The 17,746-nt window shown below is 37.0% G+C and carries 14 protein-coding genes; 2 read left to right on the top strand and 12 right to left on the bottom strand.

What is annotated here, in order from left to right; translation table 11 throughout:
• Positions 1 to 169: 169 nt before the first annotated feature.
• Positions 170 to 625 (bottom strand): hypothetical protein, encoded by a 456-nt coding sequence (locus BLS98_RS15615; RefSeq protein WP_089737450.1) that lies wholly within the window; start codon positions 623 to 625, stop codon positions 170 to 172.
• 150 nt (positions 626 to 775) lie between these two features.
• Here BLS98_RS15615 and BLS98_RS15610 point away from each other — a divergent pair, with 150 nt between their 5' ends.
• Both BLS98_RS15610 and BLS98_RS15605 read left to right on the top strand, forming a co-directional pair.
• Positions 776 to 1,882 (top strand): Mrp/NBP35 family ATP-binding protein, encoded by a 1,107-nt coding sequence (locus BLS98_RS15610; protein ID WP_089737449.1) that lies wholly within the window; start codon positions 776 to 778, stop codon positions 1,880 to 1,882.
• A 48-nt stretch (positions 1,883 to 1,930) separates the two neighbouring features.
• Positions 1,931 to 2,179: a NifU family protein gene (locus BLS98_RS15605; protein ID WP_045500144.1), complete on the top strand. Its 249-nt coding sequence runs from the start codon at positions 1,931 to 1,933 to the stop codon at positions 2,177 to 2,179.
• A gap of 434 nt (positions 2,180 to 2,613) precedes the next feature.
• Here BLS98_RS15605 and BLS98_RS15600 read toward each other — a convergent pair whose 3' ends face one another.
• The 11 genes from BLS98_RS15600 to ppk1 form a co-directional block, all read right to left on the bottom strand.
• Positions 2,614 to 3,039: a hypothetical protein gene (locus BLS98_RS15600; RefSeq protein ID WP_089737448.1), complete on the bottom strand. Its 426-nt coding sequence runs from the start codon at positions 3,037 to 3,039 to the stop codon at positions 2,614 to 2,616.
• Between the two features lie 7 nt (positions 3,040 to 3,046).
• Positions 3,047 to 4,129, bottom strand: a complete 1,083-nt coding sequence (locus BLS98_RS15595) for an efflux RND transporter periplasmic adaptor subunit (protein ID WP_089737447.1) — start codon at positions 4,127 to 4,129, stop codon at positions 3,047 to 3,049.
• Between the two features lie 12 nt (positions 4,130 to 4,141).
• Positions 4,142 to 7,294: an efflux RND transporter permease subunit gene (locus BLS98_RS15590; RefSeq protein ID WP_089737446.1), complete on the bottom strand. Its 3,153-nt coding sequence runs from the start codon at positions 7,292 to 7,294 to the stop codon at positions 4,142 to 4,144.
• 15 nt (positions 7,295 to 7,309) lie between these two features.
• Complete coding sequence (locus BLS98_RS15585) at positions 7,310 to 8,695, bottom strand: TolC family protein (protein ID WP_089737445.1); 1,386 nt, start codon at positions 8,693 to 8,695, stop codon at positions 7,310 to 7,312.
• Between the two features lie 69 nt (positions 8,696 to 8,764).
• Complete coding sequence (locus tag BLS98_RS15580) at positions 8,765 to 9,172, bottom strand: HYC_CC_PP family protein (protein ID WP_089737444.1); 408 nt, start codon at positions 9,170 to 9,172, stop codon at positions 8,765 to 8,767.
• Positions 9,173 to 9,533: 361 nt separating this feature from the next.
• Positions 9,534 to 9,923, bottom strand: a complete 390-nt coding sequence (locus BLS98_RS15575; protein ID WP_089737443.1) for a DUF3060 domain-containing protein — start codon at positions 9,921 to 9,923, stop codon at positions 9,534 to 9,536.
• Positions 9,924 to 10,196: 273 nt separating this feature from the next.
• Positions 10,197 to 13,235 carry a choice-of-anchor I family protein gene (locus BLS98_RS15570; protein ID WP_089737442.1) on the bottom strand — a complete coding sequence of 1,013 codons (3,039 nt, stop codon included), beginning with the start codon at positions 13,233 to 13,235 and terminating at the stop codon, positions 10,197 to 10,199.
• Between the two features lie 130 nt (positions 13,236 to 13,365).
• A complete protein-coding gene (locus tag BLS98_RS23390) occupies positions 13,366 to 13,515 on the bottom strand; it encodes a hypothetical protein (RefSeq protein ID WP_167356242.1) in 150 nt (49 codons plus the stop codon).
• Positions 13,512 to 14,165 (bottom strand): NAD-dependent epimerase/dehydratase family protein, encoded by a 654-nt coding sequence (locus tag BLS98_RS15565; RefSeq protein ID WP_089737441.1) that lies wholly within the window; start codon positions 14,163 to 14,165, stop codon positions 13,512 to 13,514. Before BLS98_RS15565 ends, BLS98_RS23390 begins: the two co-directional genes overlap by 4 nt.
• Positions 14,166 to 14,550: 385 nt before the next feature.
• A complete protein-coding gene (locus BLS98_RS15560; RefSeq protein WP_089737440.1) occupies positions 14,551 to 15,435 on the bottom strand; it encodes a Ppx/GppA phosphatase family protein in 885 nt (294 codons plus the stop codon).
• Positions 15,432 to 17,504 (bottom strand): polyphosphate kinase 1, encoded by a 2,073-nt coding sequence (ppk1, locus tag BLS98_RS15555; protein WP_089737439.1) that lies wholly within the window; start codon positions 17,502 to 17,504, stop codon positions 15,432 to 15,434. Before ppk1 ends, BLS98_RS15560 begins: the two co-directional genes overlap by 4 nt.
• Positions 17,505 to 17,746 lie beyond the last annotated feature (242 nt).

The following is a 17,746-nucleotide window of genomic DNA, read 5'->3' as shown; positions in this document are numbered from 1 at the left end:
ATCCATACAGCTTCATAAGTGACTATGTCGCTGCCTTGGCTCCCTTAGAAATAATACATAATCTAAATAAGACCTTTGCGTTTAAAAAAATGTAATGTAGGATTATGTAACATTTTTATAGTCATTTAGTTAATTGAAAGGTTAAACATAACTTCCAGCTTCCTTACTCCTAAACCTCACCCTCAAACAAGTCATTAAGATATTCCACTTTATGGCTTTCCTGTCTTGCAGTTCCCAGGTATTTTTTCCATGCCTGGGACTCATGGTAAACAATGCCCATTTCCCAGATGCAGTAAGTAGGGAGGTGGGTTTTATTTCTGTCCCAGATCTCGAATTTGCCGGTTCCGTCATAATAAACACTTTCCCATAATTCGTTTTCACTTCGCCAGGTACAGACTAAAAGAAGATAATTTTCGCCACATCGATGCATAATTACAAATCCGAGATCTTCGATATTCTGAAAATTTTCTTTGGCATTTTCAATACACGTTTTAGCATTCTGAATATCTTGCGTGGAAACTTCTGCAGGATCTTTAGCCAAATCATACCATTTGAACCTGGTTTTTCCTACAATAAATATTTCTTTTGGTAATGCATATTTAGATGGGTAAGCAATAGTTTCCATAGATTTTGTTTTGGTAGCGCAGGATAGTTCATGATGAAAAAATAGGATAAACAAAATTTTTAACGATCTGATTTATCACCTGATATTATAGATTTTATTGATTCTAAATTACCAAAAAAAAACGTAAATTTGTAAACAATTTATATTTATATGTTGACGAAAGAAAAGGTTCAGGAATTCCTTAAAGAAATAGAAGTAGACGACTTGGTGAATAATCTTCAGATTGTGGGTAATGATGTTTATATTGACATGACCGCTCATTCACCAGCAATGCATGAAAAGAAAAAGCTGGAAGCTGCTATGAAGCAGGCTTTTGCTAGTGAATTTGGAGAAGAAGTTCATTTAAAACTTAAAATTGTTTCTCCGGAACCTAGTGAAATTCAGCAAAGTCAGATCAAAGGAAAACAAATTCCTGGAATTCAAAATATTATCGCTATTGCTTCCGGTAAAGGAGGAGTAGGGAAGTCTACCGTTTCTGCAAATATGGCAGTAACGTTGGCTAAAATGGGTTTTAAAGTAGGATTGCTGGATGCCGATATCTACGGACCATCAGTTCCTACCATGTTCGATACAGAAGGTGCAAAACCAATTTCTGTAGAAGTGGACGGAAAGAATATGATGAAGCCTATCGAAAATTATGGAGTGAAAATGCTTTCTATTGGGTATTTCTCAGGAGCTAACCAAGCGGTAGTTTGGAGAGGACCAATGGCTTCAAAAGCATTAAACCAAATGATTAGAGATGCTGCATGGGGTGAATTGGATTTCTTATTAATCGACCTTCCTCCAGGAACAGGTGATATTCACTTATCCATTATTCAGGAAGTGCCTGTAACAGGAGCTGTGATTGTAAGTACACCTCAGCACGTTGCTTTGGCAGATGTAAGAAAGGGGATTGCTATGTTCCAGATGGAAAGCATCAATATTCCGGTTCTTGGATTAATCGAAAATATGGCGTATTTTACACCGGATGAACTTCCTGAGAATAAATATTATATCTTTGGAAATCAGGGAGCACAATATTTGGCAGAAGATCTTGGAATTCCGGTATTGGGAGAGATTCCATTGATCCAAAGCATCAGAGAAGCAGGAGATGTAGGAAGACCGGCAGCCCTTCAGGAAAATTCTAAAATTTCAGAGATTTATACTGAAACGGCAAGAAGAATGGTAGAAAGCCTTGTAGAGAGAAATAAAAGCCTTCCTCCAACTGAGGCGGTGAAGATTTCCACTATGGCAGGTTGCTCGCCAAAAGCAAAATAATAATAACTTTCAATCACATTTGAAAAAACCGAATTGAACTGAAAAAATATGGAAACAAACATAACGCACGAAGATACAGTAACAAGAGTAATGGAAGCTCTGGAAAGCATCAGACCGTTTTTAAATAAAGACGGTGGTGACATTGAGCTTATTGATGTGAAGGATAATCAGGTTTTTGTAAAACTTCTTGGTAACTGTTCCGGATGCTCGTTGAATTTTTCAACCTTAAAATTAGGGGTGGAAAATACAATCAAGCAACATGCACCGGAAATTGAGAAAGTAGTAAACGTAGAGTAAGACTATATCTGAGATATTAAAAAGACAGGCTTTTGTATAAGGCCTGTCTTTTTTGTTTCCAGTTAAAAAAGAGCTTGATAACCCTGAGTTACCAAGCTCTAAAACAATTAATCTAAAAAATATAATTATGAATTCTGAGCGAGGAATTTGCTGTAATTCACTTTATTTACTTATTTGAGTTATATATTGTGATTTTTTAAAACGCAAAGAAAAAAATCATTTATCCTATTAATAAGGAAGCTAAGAAGGCGGCTTTGTCGCTGATGAAACCATGTAGTTATACGTCCGCTTTAAAAGAATCAATAAAATTGATTCCACTCTTTGCTCCCTTACATATATAACGGTATAAGAATAAAAACTTTGCGTTCCATTTAAATTACTTTGGTACAAACAATATTATACTAATTATTCAGCAAATAATCAGGAGAATATAATTATGAATTCTGAGCGAGAAACTTATTGTAACTCTCTTCATTTTCAAAATAAGCCACTTCTCCTTCATCACTGATCATCACAATATAAGCATCTGCTTTATCTACTGTTTTTCCACTGTACGGATCAATAGCTTCTCGGGCTGTTTTATCTGTCGGAATGCGCTTTACACACATTTCACAGCAGCCATAGTAAGTTTTACCATTGTGAGGAACCTCTATCTGTTTCTTTCCCATATACGCATTATTCACCATACAGACTGTTTCTGTGGGAACATGGCTTCCTTTTACAAACTTTCCGGAAGAGGCTGTAGGTTGAGGTTTCTGAACGGTTACAGGTTCTGGACTTTTGGGTGTTTCTTTATTACAGGCATATAAAACGGTTGCACTGAAAAGAATAATACACGTGTTTCTGAATATTGTTTTCATATTGATATTATTTAATTAAACTTCCTTCTAAGATTTCTTCACTTCCTTTTTTAATAATCTGATCACCTTCTGACAATTCTCCGAAAACTTCAATAGTATCATTGAGAATTCTTCCTTTTTTTATGGGAATGAATTTCGCCTTTCCGTTTTCTTTTTTAATGATGTAAATTCCCATATTACTTTCCACCAGGGTTGATCTGGGAATAAAAAATGTAGCTTCTTTATTTTGTAAAGGAATCATAGATTCTGCAATCATAAAAGGTTTTAATTCTCTGGAATGATTGATAAAATCCGCTTCTATTTTCTCCGAACGCAGCTTAAGGTCTAATGATCCTGACTTTCTGGATATTCTGGCTTTAAAACTTTTTTCAGGGAGTGCATGAACTCTGAATGAGATAGTATCTCCCACGTTGAGGTAAGGAACATTCGCTTCTGAAACAGATAAACTAAGTCGAAGCTTCGAGGTATTTTGAATAACCATCAAAGGAGTTCCTCCCATGGGACCTACATATGCTCCAAGATCTACATTTCTTTCTGTAATCACGCCACTAAAAGGAGCGCGGATGACTAGATAGCGATTAATATCCTGAAGTTCATGATACGCTGATCTTGCCGCATTCACCTGTGCTTCATCCGAAAGCTTGCGGGCTGTGATCTGATCCAGAGCATCTTTTGCAATAGCTCCTTTTGTTTCATTGGCTTTGTACATTCTGTTATAACTTGATTTTGTAGAGGCATAAATAGCTTCTTGCGCCTGCCACTTCGCTTTGGCATTAGCCGCTTGAGATTGAATTTCAGGAGCTTCCAACACCATAAGAACCTGTCCGGCACTCACATAAGTACCAATATCAACATTGATCTTTTTTACATAGCTCTGTACTTTAGCAAATAAAGCAGTTTCCTGATCAGGAACCAGTTCACCCGGAAGTTTGAGTTCTACTTTGGGATTACTTTTTTTAATAGTTACAGTTTCCATGCTGGCCATCATCATAGGTTTGACTTCTTGTTTGGAATCTGTTTTTTCTTTGCTGCAGGAAGCCGGGATAATAATAAGACTCAGGATGACAGCTGTATATAATATGTTTTTCATTGAATGTAAAATTTATGATTTTGAATGAGAATAATGGATGCTTTCTTCATCTTCAGGATCTAAAGAAGGAGAAATAATACTTGCATTTTTTTGCATCCATCCAAAAACTAAAGGAAGAATAACCAATACTGAGAATGTAGAGAAAATAAGTCCGCCAATTACGGCACGGCCTAATGGAGAAACCTGATCTCCACCTTCTCCAAAACCTATAGCCATTGGCAACATTCCGGCTGCCATAGCCAGCGTGGTCATAATGATGGGGCGAATACGAAGTTTAGCTGCTTCAAGAGCTGCATTTAAAGCGTCTCCGGTTGATTTTCGAATGGTTTCCGCATTGCTTATCAATAAAACGGCATTGGCGATAGACACTCCAACAGACATAATCAATCCCATATAAGACTGAAGATTCAACGTAGAACCTGTCAATTTCAATAATGTCAGTGATCCTACAATAACAAAAGGAACTGTTGTTAAAATAACCAAGGAAACACGAAACGACTGAAAAGTAGCAGCAAGCATCAGAAAAATGACAGCCACAGCAATAAGAAGTCCTGAGGAAAGGCTGCTCATAGTTTCATTTAATACAGGAGCCATTCCAGAAACTTCAATATTAACCCCTTTTGGAAGCTCACCAAGAGATTCAATGGCTTTTTTTACATCTTTGGAAGCCTGTTCCAGATCGGTTTTGTGGAGATTAGCAGTAACAGTAGTATAACCCATGGTTCCGAGATTGTAACTTTCTCCTAGTTCTTTTGCCGAACTTATGGTTGCTACATCTCCCAATACAGGTCTGTCAGAGTTTTTAGATAGCGGAATATTAGCCAGTTCCTCCTTGCTGTTAAGGATATTCTGAGGAGTCTGCACCTGTACATCATAGGCAATTCCCATCATTCCGCCTACCCAGAAATTTTTGTTGGTATAGCGGGTAGAAGCTGTAGCTGTTACCAGTGATTTGGCAATATCCTGCGCATCCAATCCTAATTGAGCAGCTTTCACTCGGTCAATATTAATCTGTAAAGCAGGATAGTTCATGGATTGTGGGATTTGCTGATCGCGCATGTATTCAATTTCTTTCAACTTGGCTAAAAGTTTCTCCGCATACATTCGGTTCATCTTTTTCATCATTCCTGAAATTCTTATCTCAACAGGAGTGTTGGTTCCCTGGCTTAATATCTTTTCAGTAAGTTCAATAGGCTCAAATGAAATTTGAATATCCGGCATTTTTTCCTTGTAATACTTTCGCAATTCATCCTTCAGTTCATCAGAATTTCCATTAAATTCTTTTAAGGCAACCTGCATTAAAGCTTCATGTGGACCTGCATTATAAAGATAAATAGGACTAACCGCGAATGTTGAGGGATGCTGACCGATGAATACAGATGAAATAGCGATATTATCTTTTCCCACCTTATTTTTAAGATGTTCCAGAAATTTTTTAACCTTTATTTCAGTAACTTCAATACGGGTTCCCTCTGCAGTCTTTATACGAACCTGAAACTGTCGGGAGTTTACGGAAGGTAATACATCTTTTCCCGTTATCTGATAAAGTCCGATTCCTAAACAGAAAACAGCTGCAAGACTTATACTTACAATGATTTTTCTACGCTTCATCAAAGAAGATAAAAATACAGTGAAACGATCACGGAAGCGGGTAAACCAATTTGGTTTATGATTTTCACACGTTTTAGGATCATGCTTCATCAGCCAGTTGGCCATCACCGGAACAAAAGTTTGTGATAATATAAAAGAAACAATCATTGAAAACCCTATGGCCATTGCTAAAGGCATAAATAAAGATCCGGGAATACCACTCATCATAAATGCAGGAGCGAATACTGCTAAAATACAAAGCATGATAAGCAGTTTCGGGAAGGCAATTTCTTTACACGCATCCCAAATGGCTTGTGCACGGCTCTTTCCCATGGCAAAATGCTGATGAATATTTTCAATGGTAACCGTACTTTCATCCACCAATATTCCTATCGCGAGAGCAAGACCGGATAAAGACATAATATTAATAGATTGTCCGAATAATTTCAGAAATAATACGCCTGAAATAATAGAAATCGGAATGGTCATAATTACAATAAGGGCTGCTCTTCGGTCATTCAGGAAAAGCATCACCATCAATCCGGTCAGTAAAGCACCCAAAATCCCTTCCACGGCTAAACTTTTCAATGCATTTGAAATATAAACGGATTGATCGAATTCATAAGAAATCTCTACATCATCCGGCATATTTCGCTGGATTTTCGGGAGAGATTCCTTTAATTTATTGACGACTTCCAGCGTAGAAGCGTTGCTGGCTTTGGCAATATTGATGTACACAGAACGTTTTCCGTCTATGAGTGCATATCCGGTAGCTATATCAGCTCCATCCTTCACTGTGGCAACATCCTTGACATAAACATTGTCAGCAGTCCCTTTAAATAGTGGAATATCTCCCAATTCTTCCACCTTTTTTACCGTATTGTTGGTGGGAGTGAGATAATTAGTCTCGCCTATATAAACATTTCCTGATGGTGAGGTGATATTATTTCTGCTGATGGCTTCTACAATCTGCTCAGGTGATAATTGATGTGCTCGTAGTTTGACAGGATCCACATTCACCTCAATGGTACGTGGACTTCCCCCAAACGGTGGAGCAGTAGTAAGCCCCGGAATGGCAATAAGAAAAGGCCGGGCATTGAAATTGGCAATATCCTGAAGTTCATTGTTTGTTTTGGTATTACTTCGGAAGACCAATTGTCCTACCGGTTGTGATGAAGAATCAAAACGGATAATGAAAGGCGGCGGTGCACCGGGCGGTAAAAATACCTGTGAACGGGTAGACAGCGCATTGATTTGTGCAATGGCTTCTCCCATATTGGTTCCTTCATAGAAATTAACCTTCATCAAGGTAAGTCCCTGGGTATTTTTAGATTCGATACTTTTAATACCATTCGTAAATAAAAGCATATTCACATACATTTTGGTAAAATATCCTTCCATCTGTTGTGGAGTATATCCATTAAAAGAATGGGCAACATACACTACAGGAAGATTCATCTCAGGAAGAATATCTACTTTTACTTCTTTAGCGGCTTTGATTCCGAAAAACAACAGCCCCAATACCAATACCATTACAGATATTGGCCTGCGTAATGCAAACTTTATAAGATTCATGTTTAAATTTTTGAATTAATGGGCAATTGCTTTGGTAATCATTGATATATCTCCCTTGGAAGCGGCCATCAATACAACAGCCTGCCAGGAATTGTTCTGGGCAATTTCATAATTGATCTCAGCCCGGTTCAGAAGATATAATGCCTGAGTAAAGTCTACGATAGTGGTCAATCCGTTTTCGTACAATGCTTTTTGTTGATTAAATGCATCGGTAGCAGCCTGTAACTGGATTTTGGATTCAGTAACTTTAGACAAAGCGTTTTTATATTTCAGATCCGAAAGATTCTGCTGATTGTGAAGTTCCTGCTGTAGGAGCTGATAATCCAGATCTAAAGTCTTTGTAATAAGCTTCTGTTCGTTGATTCTGGAACTGTTTCTGTAAAAATCGGTAAGATTCCAGCTGAGATTAAGCCCTACAATATAATTCATCCTGTCTATGCCAATACCTTTCAGATAAGAAGGGGAGTAAGCAGCATTGTCCTGCACATAATTCCAGTCGAAACCAGAGCCACGCCCTTGAAATGTCCCAAAAAGAGAAAGAGAAGGCAGGCTTGAGGTATTCAGATAATTTTCCTGTTGCTTGCTTTTATTAATTTTTTGAGCAACAAAAAGCGTAGTGGGATGGTTGTCAAAAAATGAGGTTTCCTTCATTAAAACAGGGGCGTTTTTACTGAAATAATGATCTAACTGATACTCACTAAAATTCTCTGCCAAAAGATCAGATAACTTTTGATTATAGTCCAGAACATGATCGTTTGCATTGATGATCGCAGTCTGTGCACTGGACATTTCTGCTTTTGCCAGCGATGCATCTACTTCTGGAATTAACCCACTGTTGGCTCTAGCCTGAGCAATCATATAAATAACTTCTGAACGTTTGTGGTTTTCCTGCTGTACATTTTCAAGACGTTGGCTTACAAGAAGGTTGAAATAAGTCGCGGCAGCCTTTATCTGATGTTGAAAAACTTCCTGTTTCAGATCTGCTTTTTGAAGCTCTACATCGGCAATTTCTATATTTTCTTTAGTTTTAAGTTTCCCAAAAGTATAGACATTCCAGTTGACGTTCGCGAGATACAAACTTCCAAAAGCAGCATTCCAGTTTTGTTCTGCCAAAGGCATGGAAGTAGACGAAATACCTGAACCTCCCATATTATACATTGGACCATTTTGAGCATTGATGGTTCCGAAACTCTGCTGAACAGCCAATGTCACTTCCGGCAAATAATACGTTTTCTGAAGCTTAAGTCTTTCTTGTGAAGCCTGTATCTTGATTGTTTTCTTTTGAATGGACTGATAATTCTTTTCCGCCCTGAGAAGTACTTCCTCTAAACTCGTAAACTGAGCAAAGGACAGTGCAGGGCAACTCAGCCATAAGATAAGTGCTCTGAATGATAAATTCATAGAATATTTTTAGAATTAAAATTGAAAAATAGTTGTCCCGATTGGGATCACGGAATGATTCAATGTATTCTAAATTCTATAAACACAGTGAAGAATGAAAAGGGGTGGAGAATTGAGATGGTATTTTGAAGGATCAAAATAAGAAGTATGGTTTTCAGGATCAATAGTTGATCCCAGTTCAAATACAGCGCCCAGATTGTAATACGGAATGGATGCTGATAAAAACTTTACAGGAGTATTTTTGTAAGAATGTGGAAGGTTGTCTTCTTTGCAGATTTTCTTTACTTCCAGTTTACAACATCCGTTATGATTTTTCTCTTTATTGGCCTTGCATTTCGAGCAATCCAGATCAGAGAGTTTTTTCAGACCTACATGTATTTCACTTGCATTTCCTTTACATACGTGTCTGCTTGTGGTAAATCCTGAAGAAACCACGATGTACAGAAGGATAAACAGTATGTGAAAGACTCTTTTCATTTCGTGGGATAAAATTAAAATGAATAAAAGTCTTGGTGTTATATAATTATGGAAGAAGTTTATACTTTAAGGGATATATACCTTTTCTATGGACAATAATTTTTTTTGAATACTTACAATTTTGCACTGATTCCATTATCTCCTTATACTGATTGTGTCATTCTGAATACAGACTAAAGGTCTGCGAACGTAGTTCAGGAGTGAAATGAAGAATCTAAGTTATAAATCAGATTCCTCCCTCGTCGGAATGACAATGGCATAAAATTGTATATAGAGTTAGCTTATTTTTTATTTCAATCATTAAAAAAGACTCAAAGATATCTCTGAGTCCTAATTGCTTGTTTATAATTATATAGATTAATTATTGCTTCACAACCTTATTTCCCACTCCGGTAAGAGAGGCATTAGGTTTTCCTGATTTTGTTCCTGAACTTCTGTAGTATACGGTATTGCTACCCCCTTCTATGGCAACGTTATCTACTTTATCAATGTATATTTTGTTACCGGTTCCAGATACTGAAACTTTTCTGGCACTTCCTTTAACATTTACTGTATTATCACCACCGGAAACCTCTACATTTCCGCCATTAAGAGTATAATTTAGGGTATGCCCAACACCGTCTACCTGTATTGTTTTCCCATTAGACTGTTCCACTCCTTTTATGGATTCTGTTTTTCTGGACTGAGAAAATGCTGTACCTGTCCCAAGTAACAGAATAGCTAAAATACCTGCTGTTTTAATACTTTTCATATTGAATTTGGTTTTTGTTGAGGGTAAATATAAGTACAAAATTATTTTCTCATAGTTAATCAAAAGTTAAATGATTGCTTTTTTGAAGATGAAGCAAGTCTATATTAAAAGTGGGGTCAAGGGAAGATTCTTAGAAAATATCCTTGGATATCCTTGTCAAGGTTTTAAACCTTGACAAGGATGCTATTAGATTCAACTTCTCTTCCTTAAGTTAAAATCATAAGTAAAAAAGCCCCTAAAAATAGAGGCTTCAATCAAATCGTAACATGTAGATTACTTGATAATAATTCTTTTAAGATGTCCTTCTGAAGTTTTCACAAGGTAGACCCCTGTTGAAAGATTGGATGTATTTATTGTTAAGGCATTTCTTTCTTTTCCAATCAGTTTTCCGGACATATCATATAATTCGTAGTCCTGTTTTCTATTGAAATATAAAGTGTTTCCTTTATTGACAGGGTTCGGGAATATATTGAATGTCGCTTTTTCGGATTTTACTTCATCGGTTGCCAAAGTAGGCGGTAGGGCTACTTCATACATAGATAAAGTTCCGCTGATCTCGTTGGCAATAATAACATATCCTTTATTGGTAGTGGTATTTTCAGGAGCAATATAAATGATTCCTTCAGGGCCGTTGTCTCCACCATATGCTGAGGTAGAACGGGAGTGTTTATAATCCGTAAAAGTAGGATTGTTTGGATTGGTGATGTTGTAAACCATTACACCGCCTTTTCTTTCCAGCGTAATGAAAGCGTAGGTTTGTCCGTTGATGGTTCCGAGAGCAACGCCTTCCGGTTCAGGACCTTTTGCACGGCTTCTGCTTTTAACGGCATTGGATTCATTATCTGCATTGAAGATTAATGGATGCTTAGCGGCAATATATCTTTCAAACTGATCTCCGCTGTCATACACTTGCTGTTTGGTATCTGCATTGAAAATGGAAAACGAACGGGCTCCTAACGCTGCAATTTCTTCAAAATCTGAATCGCCATCCGTATTTCCTGTAGCTGATGACACTCTGAATCTTCCCAGATTGTGAGAAGCCTTTAATATATTGGCATTAGGGAAAATTGCAGGGTCTAAAGTATAATTGTTAGCGCCTACAGTAGTTCTTTCACTGTATCCTGAAAGATCTTTTTCATCACCTTCATTAGCTGTTACAATATAGTTGGTGTTTCCTACCTTATAATTTTGTACTGCATCCGGAAGGTAATACGCTTTTACAGGCCAGTTGGCAATAAGAATTTCACCATTGTTGTCTGAAGCATCAAAGCCATTCCCCGGAAGACTCATATCTTTTTTACCCAAGCCCCAGATTCCGGTGATATTCTTAGTAGTAAGGTCAACCTCAGCAATCGCATTGTTTTCCTGAAGGGTTACCCATGCTTTTTGGCTGTCTGAGCTAATGGTGACATATTCAGGTTCCAGATCCTGAGATAAAGTATTGTTGGTTCTCACCTTTCTTAAACCTGTAGCAGTTAAAGCAGCAACTTGAGAATCAAAATTATTAAAGTTCAAAGTAGTTACATTACTTTGTACAAGATTACCAATACCTCCAGAAATATCAATGATGCTGATAGTTCCCTCAGGATCTACAGTGTAAGCATCATTAGGTTCTCCTTCATTAGCTGTAATCACTTTTGTTCCGTCTGGAGTAAAGGTTACCATATCCGGTAAAGCTCCTACCGTTACCTGTTTCAGGAAATTTCCATTAATATCAAAAAAGACTACAGAACCGTTTTGTTGTGGATTGGTATTTGGAGATGCTGCTGCAATAATTCCGTTTTTTACAGCAATGCTTGTAATTCCGCCATAAGAAGCCATATTGATGGTATTAACCACTGTTGGAATGTTAGGATTACTGAAATCAATAATATCAAAAACATCTGTAAGAGAACTGATGGTAAATAATCGTTGAGTTGCTGTATCATGAACAACAATCTCTGTTGAACTGTTGTTATTGCCGGATGGATCAAAACTTCCGATATAATTCAACTGAATTTCATTAGAAGGAACCGGTGCCGGTTTATCATTATCTACAATATAAATAGTGGCAGAGTTATCTCCCGAAATTGTTGCTCCTATTGGGTTTTCAAGACTTACCACAAAATATTCAGCCTTTTGTTCTTCCAAGGTATCATCAATAATAGGAATATTGACTGTATAGCTGGTTGTGGAAGGTGTTATATTGATGGTTTGATTGGTTAAAGTAAAATCATTGCTGTCAGCTGTACTGTAAGGCGCAGGTTTTACAACAAGATTTACGGTTGCTGCGGAAGGATTCACTATATTAATTTTAAAAGCAAGTGTTCCCGCATTTTCATCTACCTTGATGAAATTTTTCTCAAGAGAAATAGAGGTTCCGGCAGTGGTAAATGTAGAAGAAGTGACAGTGGTTACGACATTATCACTGAAATCTTCAACAGTATTGGGTTTTAGAGCCAGATAATATGTTTGGCCCGGCACCAAGCCGGAAGTTGGGAGGATGGTGATAATGTTGTTGCTGAAAGCCGTTGTAAAGGGAACCTGAGCGCCTGTAGCAGTTCCAAGACGGAATTCTACAAGATTTTGTGCATTAGAATCGTTTATCGTGGAGTTATCGGTCAATCTTACATTTTCATTAAAGGAAATAGTAGGATTAACAGTGGTTGAAGCATTATTGGTATTGTTAGCAGGAAGATAAGTGGTTGTAGGTGGAGTAGTATCAACACCGCCTGTTGGTGTTGCATCCACTGTAAAGTTATCAAAACGGTTGTTACCGCCTGTTCCACCTCCTGTTGAAGAAAATTCAACCTTTAATTTAAAGTTGGGATTATTAGATACCCCCGCCACTGCAGAAAAATCAAAATTAATTAATTGTGGGTTGGCATCCTGAGGAGTAACGGTCTGATAGGGAATAAAAGTAGTTCCGTCTGTTGTATAAGACCAGGTTTGTGTTCCTGCTCCCTGTGCTGACCTTCTCGTTGTAAATTTTATAACGACGTTATTATATCCTGTTGTTGGCAGATTAAACTGTAAGCCACCACCAATAGGATTGTTGAATCTTAAATGCGTTCCGGATGCATCTCCATTTCGGGCATTTAAATTGTCAGTATTAAAATTTTGTCCGGTACCGCCCGCAAAATCTATCACACTTGTTCCTCCAGCTATGGAGGTAAGAGAACCATTAACCAACGTAGATGAAGGCGTAGTGATAGAAGTTTGGGAAGTATTATTATTAAAATTCCAGTAATGGATAAGTGTCTGTCCGAAAAGCCCAGTCTGAAAAAAGAATGCGGCAATGACAGACCCTTTTAAAAGGTAGTTGTTGATCATTTTTGACTTCAATTAGATAAATACAAAAATGAACTTTATGTTTGGCAACTATTTTAATGGAATTTTAAGAAATGTTTAAAAAATAGGTCTGTTTCTGATAAAAGATAAAATGATGTGTTTTAAGATTCAGTTACTTTGAAGGCTTTCCGGAAAAATTTAGCATTGTTCCTGATTTAGCTCCTTCCAAAGGATGTTTTTGCATATACAAAAATCCTGAAACTGCACTCAGCAGCAAGAGTACAAAAATAACCAGAACAATTCTTTTTAACATGTCTCTCATATCGCTAAATTTTTAATATCTCGAATTTCTAAAGTTGAAGAAGGATACCCTTTTTTTACGGTATTGATCATCGCTTTCCCAACTTCATGTAAAGTTAGTGATTTTGATGGTAAAAAAATAGGAAAAATCCAAATAAAAGGTTTGAAGAACCATTTTACATTGATCTGACCATCAACAGGTTTCATAAATCCAGGTCTGAAATTATAAACCCCTTTAAAATTCATCTTTTTTAAAGTATTTTCTGTTCTGCCCTTTACCCTTGCCCACATTAGTTTTCCACTTTCTGTGCTGTCAGTACTAGCTCCGGATACATAGCTGAATACCATTTCTGGATTTTGGTGTAAAACAGCCTCTGCAAAATGAATGGTGGTATCATAAGTGATTTTGGTGTAATCCTCTTCATTCATCCCCACACTACTGATTCCGGCACAAAAGAAACAGGCATCATAGCCTTTGAGGCTTTCGTCATTACTATCGATGGATAAAAAGTCCGGAACAAGATATTCCTTTAGTTTAGGGTGCTTTTTTCCAGATGGTTTTCTGCTGATACTCAGAATTTCAGAAACATTTGGGTTTTCAAGACATTCCATTAAAACACCTTCGCCTACCATACCTGTGGCTCCTGTAAGAATTATTTTGATTGAGTTCATTGTTTTGCTATTGATAGTTGTATGACGGATGAGTGTGGAAAATTACTTTATTTCTTTTAGATAAAAGATAAAAGATAAAAGATAAAAGATAAAAGATAAAAGATAAAAGATAAAAGATAAAAGATCTTGTTGTTAAACAACTATTATCCGTACATATATCCATGCGGATATCAACATCAATAGGGGCGGGCTTTAGCCCGGCCGCTCAATAAATAAAATAATCAAAGTCCATTGGCTTTAGCCAAAACCTAGAAATGGACGGTTTTATTTGAAAATTGTTGTTTGTTGGGGTGATGAGATTGCTTCGCTGCGATCGCAATGACAGTGTGAAAAAGAAAACCGGACACTTTTTGTCCGGTTTTGAATGTAACTATTCTTTGAAAAATTATTTCTTATGCTGTAACTGGCTGTAAATATTCTGGATCAAGCCGTCTGCTACGGAAATTTTCGGAACAAAAATTTTATTGATATCCGACCAGGCCATTACATTGTTGAAAATGCTTAAAGCGTGAACCAATACATCGGCTCTGTCTTCTCTAAGACTATGTTTTGTCATTCTTTCCTCTACAGAAAGTTCATTGAACTCTTTATGTACTTTTTTCAGATGAGCTAATGACATGGGTTTCCCGTCTTTGGTTTTGCTCATGGAGAATACTTTATTGATGTTTCCTCCCGAACCAATAGCCACAATGGGTCTTTTGCTGACAATATTATTTTTGATCTCTTCCTTCATTTCTTTCCAGTTATCCAGGGTAACAAGATTGTTGAGAAGACGGATGGTTCCAATATTGAAAGATCTTTCATATACCATTTTACCATTTTCATAGAATGTAAGCTCTGTGGAACCTCCTCCTACGTCAATGTATAAATAGGCAAATTCTTTGTCAAGACCTTCAGCAACATGGTTTTCATAAATTAGGGTAGCTTCTTCATCTCCGGAAATAATCTCAATATTGATACCGGAAGCCTCCTGTACTTGTCTGATAATTTCATCACCATTAGCGGCATCACGCATGGCACTGGTTGCACAGGCTCTGTAGTGATCTACTTTGTAAATCTTCATCAGATCACTGAATATCTTCATAGAATCGATGACCATTTTTTCTCTTTCGGGACCTATTTTTCCGATGGTGAATACATCCATACCCAATCTCAGAGGGATTCTCAGAAGGTTCAGTTTGATGAATTCCGGTTTTTTATTGTTTATCTTTACTTCATTAATGAGAAGTCTGGCGGCATTACTTCCTATGTCTATTGCTGCGATCTTCATTTTTTGCTTGTTTTAGCTTTTAAATATTTATAAGTTTCTATTTGTGAACGACATTCTTTTTTATCGTTTCTGATGTATTCGTTACTCAGTTTTTTATCTAAAATTCTAGCTTTTACATTGTCTCTAAGCTGAATGTCAAGAATGTCTTTTACTTCTTTTTTAAGGTTCTTGTCAGTTATTTTGGCTGCTGCTTCAATTCTGTAATCAAGGTTTCTGGTCATCCAGTCGGCAGAGGAAATATACAGATCTTCTGCTCCTTTATTGTAGAAATACATTACTCTGGCATGTTCCAGATATTCGTCTACAATACTAATCGCCTTAATTTTTTCTTTAAATTCCTTTTGATTAACGGCACAGTAAATTCCTCTTACGATCAGTCTGATGGTTACTCCTACTGTGGCAGCATCATATAATTTTTCAATTAATAATCTGTCACTCAGTGAATTTGCTTTAACAATAATCTCTGCTTTTCTTCCTGCTTTAGCTTCTTCAATCTCCTTATCAATATGGTGAACAATCTTTTCACGCATAAATTGGGGGCAAACTAATAAATTTTTACAAGTTTTCAAAACCGGAATGTAATCATCTTTTGGTTTTTTCAGTACATTGAATACTTTATTGATGTCGGCCATAATGCCACGGTCAGAAGTCAGAAGCAGATGATCACCGTAAATTCTTGCTGTTTTTTCATTGAAGTTCCCGGTACTTACAAATCCATATTGAATGGTTTTATTATGGGCTCTCTTTTTGATAACACAAAGCTTGGCATGAACTTTTTTATTCGGAAGTCCTACCAGAACAGTAATTCCTTCCGGTTCCAGCATATCTTTCCACTCCAGGTTGGATTCTTCATCAAATCTAGCCTGAAGTTCAAGCATTATGGTTACTTCTTTACCATTTCTGGCCGCGTAGATCAATGCATTGATGATCTTTGAGTTGCTTGCCATTCTGTAAGCCGTAATCTGTATCGATTTCACATCTGGATCCATAGCAGCCTCACGCAGAAGATCAATCACCGGGTTATATTTATGATAGGGGAAAGTAAGCAGTACATCTTCCTTCATAATAACATCCGTCACCCTTTCTCCATGTTCAAAGGCTTGATGGGTGAAAGACGTTCTTTCTACAGGTCTTGCATAGGTTTCAAAAACATCAGGAAAATCCATGAAATGTTTGAAATTATGAATCTTTCCTCCCGGAATAATGCTGTCTTTCTTTGTTAGGTTCAGTTTTCTGATAAGGAGCTCCAGCAGCGCTTTATCCATATCTTTATCGAAAACAAATCGGGTAGGTTTTCCTTTTCTACGATTCTTAAGTCCTTTTTCTATTTTTTCTGCAAAGTTGGTACGGATGTCGTTATCCAGATCCAATTCTGCATCCTTGGTTACTTTAAAAGCATTGGCTGCAAATTCATCATACCCGAAATACGAGAAAATATGGGGTAAGTTGAAGGTGATTATATCTTCCAGAAGCATTACATTTTTTTCTTCCGGATCCTCAGTAGGAAGCAATAAAAATCGGCCTACAAACCGGGACGGAATTTCAATGATGGCATAGTTACTGGAATACTGCCAGTCTTTTTTCCTCATGGCAACCCCAAGATAGAGACTTTTATCTCTCAGGTAAGGCATTGGTGTATTTTCATGAAGAAGAATAGGGATTACATTAGATTCCACCACCTCATCAAAGTATTTTCTGACAAACTCTTTTTGTGGAGCTGTCAGGTTTTTAGAATTTTTGATGAAAACCTTATGGTCAGCCATTTCTTCCTGAATTTTTTTCCAGGTTTTATCGAAATTCAGCTGTTGCCTCATCACAATCTCATTGATGCGCTGGAGGATTTTGGATGGTGGCTGATAAAAGGACTCGGCAATTACCTTTTCCTTAAAATCCATGGCACGCTTTAATCCGGCAACACGCACTCGGAAGAACTCATCCAGATTGTTGGAGAATATTCCGAGGAAACGTATTCTTAAATGTAAAGGAACTTTTTCATCCATGGCTTCCTGTAAAACCCTTTCATTAAAGGCTAACCATGTAATATCTCGTGGATTAAAGTGTAATGACATTCTAAATGTGTATATTTTATCAAAAATAATAATTCGTCCAGTTTCTGCCTCTATTTCTTAGGTTAAACTTTGATTAATTTTAACAATCTTATTCTTGTAGTTTTAGTCTCCACTATTCCTATAGATTTTAATGTGGGTTTTTCTATCGGTTTGAAGGTGTTTTGACCTTTATTATATATTAAATTGTATAGAAGATTATGTCTGAAAATAATATCGAAATCAGATTTACATGAAAAAATTTC

It is taken from the genome of Chryseobacterium jejuense (assembly GCF_900100075.1).
GTDB lineage: Bacteria > Bacteroidota > Bacteroidia > Flavobacteriales > Weeksellaceae > Chryseobacterium > Chryseobacterium jejuense.
Note: the sequence above shows the minus strand (reverse complement) of the source record. Positions and strands in the feature narration are given on the sequence as shown.

What these genes read in the sequence shown, in the direction of transcription:
- BLS98_RS15600 (WP_089737448.1), bottom strand. Translation starts at nt 3,039, where the DNA reads ATGAAAACAATATTCAGAAACACGTGTATTATTCTTTTCAGTGCAACC.
- BLS98_RS23390 (WP_167356242.1), bottom strand. Translation starts at nt 13,515, where the DNA reads ATGAGAGACATGTTAAAAAGAATTGTTCTGGTTATTTTTGTACTCTTG.
- BLS98_RS15585 (WP_089737445.1), bottom strand. Translation starts at nt 8,695, where the DNA reads ATGAATTTATCATTCAGAGCACTTATCTTATGGCTGAGTTGCCCTGCA.
- BLS98_RS15570 (WP_089737442.1), bottom strand. Translation starts at nt 13,235, where the DNA reads ATGATCAACAACTACCTTTTAAAAGGGTCTGTCATTGCCGCATTCTTT.
- BLS98_RS15560 (WP_089737440.1), bottom strand. Translation starts at nt 15,435, where the DNA reads ATGAAGATCGCAGCAATAGACATAGGAAGTAATGCCGCCAGACTTCTC.
- BLS98_RS15565 (WP_089737441.1), bottom strand. Translation starts at nt 14,165, where the DNA reads ATGAACTCAATCAAAATAATTCTTACAGGAGCCACAGGTATGGTAGGC.
- BLS98_RS15615 (WP_089737450.1), bottom strand. Translation starts at nt 625, where the DNA reads ATGGAAACTATTGCTTACCCATCTAAATATGCATTACCAAAAGAAATA.
- BLS98_RS15605 (WP_045500144.1), top strand. Translation starts at nt 1,931, where the DNA reads ATGGAAACAAACATAACGCACGAAGATACAGTAACAAGAGTAATGGAA.
- BLS98_RS15595 (WP_089737447.1), bottom strand. Translation starts at nt 4,129, where the DNA reads ATGAAAAACATATTATATACAGCTGTCATCCTGAGTCTTATTATTATC.
- BLS98_RS15575 (WP_089737443.1), bottom strand. Translation starts at nt 9,923, where the DNA reads ATGAAAAGTATTAAAACAGCAGGTATTTTAGCTATTCTGTTACTTGGG.
- BLS98_RS15580 (WP_089737444.1), bottom strand. Translation starts at nt 9,172, where the DNA reads ATGAAAAGAGTCTTTCACATACTGTTTATCCTTCTGTACATCGTGGTT.
- BLS98_RS15590 (WP_089737446.1), bottom strand. Translation starts at nt 7,294, where the DNA reads ATGAATCTTATAAAGTTTGCATTACGCAGGCCAATATCTGTAATGGTA.
- BLS98_RS15610 (WP_089737449.1), top strand. Translation starts at nt 776, where the DNA reads ATGTTGACGAAAGAAAAGGTTCAGGAATTCCTTAAAGAAATAGAAGTA.
- ppk1 (WP_089737439.1), bottom strand. Translation starts at nt 17,504, where the DNA reads ATGTCATTACACTTTAATCCACGAGATATTACATGGTTAGCCTTTAAT.